We start from the raw sequence: 5,144 nt of genomic DNA on the forward strand, positions 1-5,144 counted from the left end.
GAATATTTTTTGCAATTATTGCATTTAATACCGGTTCATTTAAATTACGATCAATAGAAGAAGAATTTTGTGCTATATAATTCATATTATAGCTTAATTGCTGCATATTTTGTTTAGTTTGGGCGATTTCTTGTCCGACAGATTGTTGCTCAGAAAAATTACTATTTAGATTATTGCTAAGTGACTGTGTATTACTATTTGCACTGCTTAGTCTGCCATTTTTAGTAGCACTCTTAATCTTAGACAATGCTTCATTATATGATTGCTGTTGGTTTACTGATTTACCTTTATCCTGCTCATGTTGATTAGTTGATGTAACTGTTATTCCGAGTATACTAGGTATTCTTAAGCCTATATCGGAACTAGTACCAGTGCCTTTCCTATTACTACTACTAGTATGATCAGTAGCGGCGGTGCTATCTGAATTCATCTGCTGCAAGGCCTAGATATTCACTATCAGTAATACCGATAGATTTTGCCTCTTCATAGCTTAATCTCTTGCCTATTTCAGTTGCTATAGAATTTCCTGTAGTAGTTAAATCACTATATCTATCATTTAATGAGTCAAGATAACTTTGTGAACTCATAAACTGAGATTGATAACTATCCTGCAACAATTTAGAGGAGCGGTAATTGTTAATCAGCGAGTCAGCTGCTTGAGTAAGCACCTGCCTACCACTGGAAGTAACAGTGACCCTCATTCCTCCATCATCAATAATTCCTCCTGCTATTTGCAAAGTGGGAGCAAGATTTTGCTGGGCAATTGTTCTATTACCGATGTTGTAATTATCCATAGAGAGGTTATTATCAGCAATACTGCTACCGATACTGCTTGCAACAGGTACTGGAGAAAATTGATTGGCCAAAGTAGTAGTTGCATGAGCACAAGCCTTTAATACTGCCCAGGATAACATTGGAACTGAGGCAGCTAACATCTGAAACGTTGCAAACTCATGCAGCACCATTTCTGAAAAACTTCCTTGTGATAAGATATTTAAACCAGTAAGGTGACTCACGCCTTTACCAGCTAGGCTAATCATCCCTAAACAATGAATTACTGTAAAAAATACTGGCCAGCTAGTTACCCAGATAATCAAGGTTATCCAGGTCTTAAAGATAGTATAACCGCCTGGCAGCAGCGACATTGGAAATACTACGAAAATGAGACAAATCACCAAGGCAAAAAATACTGATTGTAGGATAGGCATTATATTTGCTATAACATAGTGTAAGTTTAGCTTTTTAATAACAACATATATATTTTTCTTAAATTTGAATAAATTATGTGCATAATTAAGTTTTTAATTTATATTTTGAAATAAAATACTATGTTTAACCATTTAGATCAAATAGCAGATGTATTAAATAATACTAATCAATATAAAGTGATTAAACGATACAATAAACCGAATTATTATAGCATACCTGATGACAGGCCAAAAAAATAGGAGTGTTTTTAGATACAGAAACTACTGGATTATCTTATGTTACTGATAAAATCTTAGGACTTGGAATGGTGAAATTTGAATACACGAACGATGGACGTATTTACAATATACTTGAGGAATTTAATAAATATCAAGATCCAAAAGAGCCTATAGCACCACATATTACCGAACTAACCGGTATTATGTTAGCAACGGAAGTAAAATGATACAGAGCAACGGATAAAAATTGATACAGTATTAAAGTAATATCTTCTGGATAAGGAGGTAATAAATAATGATAATACTGGAGCAAATAATGGAAATAAAAATATTGAATAAACATGGTAAAAGCCTAAGAAGTATAGCAAGAGAAGTAGGAGTATCAGTAAATACAGTACGTAAATATTTTAAATATGATGGTAGCCCTAAATATAAGGATAGACCGAAGTTGGTAACAAAGCTTGCCCCATATAAGGACTACTTGAGTGAAAGAATAAAATCTGCCCATCCTGTATCACTACCTGGTACTGTACTGTTTCAAGAGATAAAGGAGTTGGGTTACACAGGCGGGATGACCCAACTCAGAGATTATCTAAGAAGTATAAAGCCAGCAGCTAAACAGGAGGATATGATAAGATTTGAGACTGCTTCTGGCAAAAAGATGCAAGTTGACTGGATAGAATTTCGTAAGGGAAAAAATCCTCTCTCAGCTTTTGTGGCTACATTAGGATTTAGTAGAGCAAGCTATGTAGAATTTGTTACCAATGAGAAGCTTGTAACATTAATAGAATGCCATAAGCGGGCATTTGATTATTTTGGTGGAGTACCGGAAGAAGTACTTTATGACAATAATACTGGATAGAGATACATATGGTCCTGGCATACACCGTTTTAATAAAGGTATGCTGGATTTTGCAAAACATTATAGTTTTCGATTAAAAGTGTGTAGACCTTATCGAGCAAAAACTAAGGGCAAGGTTGAGCGATTTAACAGATATATAAGAGAAAGCTTTTATAACCCATTAGCGACAAAATTAAAAACTGCAGAGTTAGTGTTGGATGTGGATACTGCAAGGAGGTATTAAAATGGTTGCGTGATACTGCGAATCGGCGTGTGCATGGGACAACAGGCGAAATACCTGCAGAAAGATTAAAGTTTGAAAGGAGCAATCTTCAGCCACTACCATTGGATTATAGCGGTAGTCATCCTGTAGCACTAGAGATTATGGAAGATAAAAGGAAACGATTTTCTACAGTTGCATTACAACATTCCCTCTGCATATACCAAAGTATACTGGAGGCATTATGAACCTGCAGCACCAACGTATAGAAGAGCTGTGCCGCTCTTTAAACCTTATTCAGATAGCTGAAAATTATTTTGATATTGCACAATCCTCTAGTAAAGAAGACTCAAGTTATACGGATTTCCTTGAGTCAATATTAAAAACAGAGCTGTTGGCACGACAGAATAGAAGTAAATCAATACTCACCAGAATGGCAGGTTTTCCTGCTATTAAAACGCTGGATAATTTTGATTATGATTTCGCTACAGGAATAAAACGCAAGATTCTAGAAGATCTAAGGTCTCTGTCTTTTGTAGAAAGACAAGAAAATATTATTCTGCTTGGTCCTTCTGGAGTAGGGAAAACCCATATAGCTATTGCTCTTGGTTATGCAGCTACACAATGTGGAATCAAGACTAAATTTACTACAGCTGCAGATTTGATGCTTGTACTTAATGCTGGGCTAAATCAGGGAAACCTAGACTCCATATTCAAAAGAGTAATATTACCATATAAATTACTTATAATAGATGAGTTTGGGTATCTGCCGTTAAAACCGGAACAAGCTAATCTGTTATTTCAAGTTATAGCAAAGCGTTACGAAAAAGGTAGCATAATTCTTACAAGTAATCTTCCATTTGGACAATGGCATAATAGTCTTGCTTAGGATAGTGCTCTTACAGCTGCTATCTTAGATCGTCTGCTTCATCACTCCACTATACTCAATATTAAAGGTGATAGTTTCAGGCTTAAGGATAAAAAGAAAGCTGGTTTTGTGCCAACGGGAATTATTAACAAGCAGGAGGAAAATCTCATGACTTAAATATCAGATAATTTTTTTATTATACTGTATTAATTTTCAGCCGGTGTATATTAAAAATCTGTATCATTTTTCGACCGGTGTTGACAGTAGTAAATTTATTTTTCGGGTAAGTGACTGGCAAACAGCACATAAATCAGCTTTAATGCTTGGTGAGCAAGAAATTATTGCAACTCAAGAGAATCTCTCTTATGGTGCTAACTCCATGCGTGATGGAGTAAATATGCACAGCTTAGAGAAAAGGAAATTATTAGTAATGCCATCTGAAATCATGAATCTACCAGATCTTACCTGTTATGTAAAACTTGCAGGTAATTTCCCTATTACTAAATTACCAATGAATTTACAAACTTGATTTAAATCTAAAAATATAAAAGCCATTTTAATGGTATTTTTAAAAGATTTCAATTACTTGATAGGGGGATACCTTATAAAGAAAAATCCTATTATAATGCCCTTTAAATTGTCCGTCCGCCAAAACTCTAAACCCCTTATATACAATAGGGTTGTAAGGCAAAAAGTAATAGTAAAATCCATAAGAAAATGAAGGGTTTTATATCAAAATCTTATGGAAATAAGAAAAAATCGCAATGGGAAAATTGAATACGTTTTGGAAAATATGGTGTTTTTTGATACAAAAATTTGAAATTAGCCATCAAAATCGTAGTAATTTGCTCTAAAATCGCACTATTTTTGGGAATTAGTGCCTCGAGCGATATTTTCTTGAGTTTTGGCGGACGGACTAAACCGCTAATTTAGTATTACGAGTTTTAGAGGTAAGCTGTGTATAAAAAACTTTTTTGTTACTTCAGAATTTTTATAAATGATTTTTCAAACAGCAGAGTAAATTTTACAAGGAATATGTTTACTCTAAAGAACGAATAAAAGCTTCATCAAGACCGGTTACACTAGAGATTAAAGCAATATTGCAACCTTGAGATAACATTTTTTTCGCTATTTCTGTTTTTACTCTGATATTTTCTTCAGCTTTTCCCTTAGCTTTTCCAATTTGGATACCTTTAGCTTCACCAATTTGGATACCTTTAGCTTCACCAATTTGGATACCTTTAGCTTCACCAATTTGGATACCTTTAGCTTCACCAACTTGTAAGCCTTCAAGAATACCTATTTCTTTCCCTTCTTGTTGCCAATGCTCTGCTAAACTTCTCATAAGCCTTGTCCCTATTTCTGGATTTAACTTTGTTGATAATAAATTCTCTAGTTTTATTTTATCAGCTTGCTCTATCTTCGTCAATGTATAATATAATATCATTTCTAGATAATCATAGCCTATCGTTATTTTGGTTAATTCCGGTAATATATCTGATATTTCTTGCCATCTCTTTAATAATTCTCTCTCATGTATATGCTTGAGAAAAAATTCTAATATCCCTGACCATATCCTTTGTTTAAACTCTTCATCAGGAATTTCATGGACATTCACTAACTGGTAATCATTAATCCATAATTCTTTTGCTAATTTGTTATTGGCAAACAAATCCCACAAATTCCTTGCAACATTATATTTCTCCTGACCATTGAAGAATATCGTGGGGTATATTAATGGTAAAGTCTTAGCTTTAGGATTTTGTATTAAATATCGCTCACAAAGAT

General features: G+C 34.0%; 2 protein-coding genes and 4 pseudogenes. 4 read left to right on the forward strand and 2 right to left on the reverse strand.

Going from position 1 to position 5,144, the window contains the following annotated elements; translation table 11 throughout:
• Positions 1-1,217, reverse strand: a pseudogene (locus RAT170B_RS12315) (conjugal transfer protein TraG N-terminal domain-containing protein); the annotation flags it as partial.
• A gap of 233 nt (positions 1,218-1,450) precedes the next feature.
• Between RAT170B_RS12315 and RAT170B_RS07570 the strand changes: the two are divergent.
• The 4 genes and pseudogenes from RAT170B_RS07570 to RAT170B_RS07585 form a co-directional block, all read left to right on the forward strand.
• Entirely contained in the window at positions 1,451-1,654 is a 204-nt protein-coding gene (locus tag RAT170B_RS07570) for an exonuclease domain-containing protein (protein WP_045806067.1), read from the forward strand.
• Between the two features lie 89 nt (positions 1,655-1,743).
• A pseudogene (gene istA, locus RAT170B_RS07575) lies at positions 1,744-2,736 on the forward strand (IS21 family transposase).
• Positions 2,733-3,533 (forward strand): annotated as a pseudogene (istB, locus tag RAT170B_RS07580) (IS21-like element helper ATPase IstB). Before istA ends, istB begins: the two co-directional pseudogenes overlap by 4 nt.
• Positions 3,534-3,621: 88 nt before the next feature.
• A pseudogene (locus tag RAT170B_RS07585) lies at positions 3,622-3,885 on the forward strand (type IV secretion system DNA-binding domain-containing protein); the annotation flags it as partial.
• Between the two features lie 510 nt (positions 3,886-4,395).
• Here the strand turns inward: RAT170B_RS07585 and RAT170B_RS07590 are convergent.
• The coding region (locus RAT170B_RS07590; protein ID WP_045806069.1) for an Rpn family recombination-promoting nuclease/putative transposase at positions 4,396-5,144 on the reverse strand (749 nt) is incomplete at its 5' end.

Origin of the sequence: Rickettsia argasii T170-B (assembly GCF_000965185.1) — a bacterium.
Classification (GTDB): domain Bacteria; phylum Pseudomonadota; class Alphaproteobacteria; order Rickettsiales; family Rickettsiaceae; genus Rickettsia; species Rickettsia rickettsii.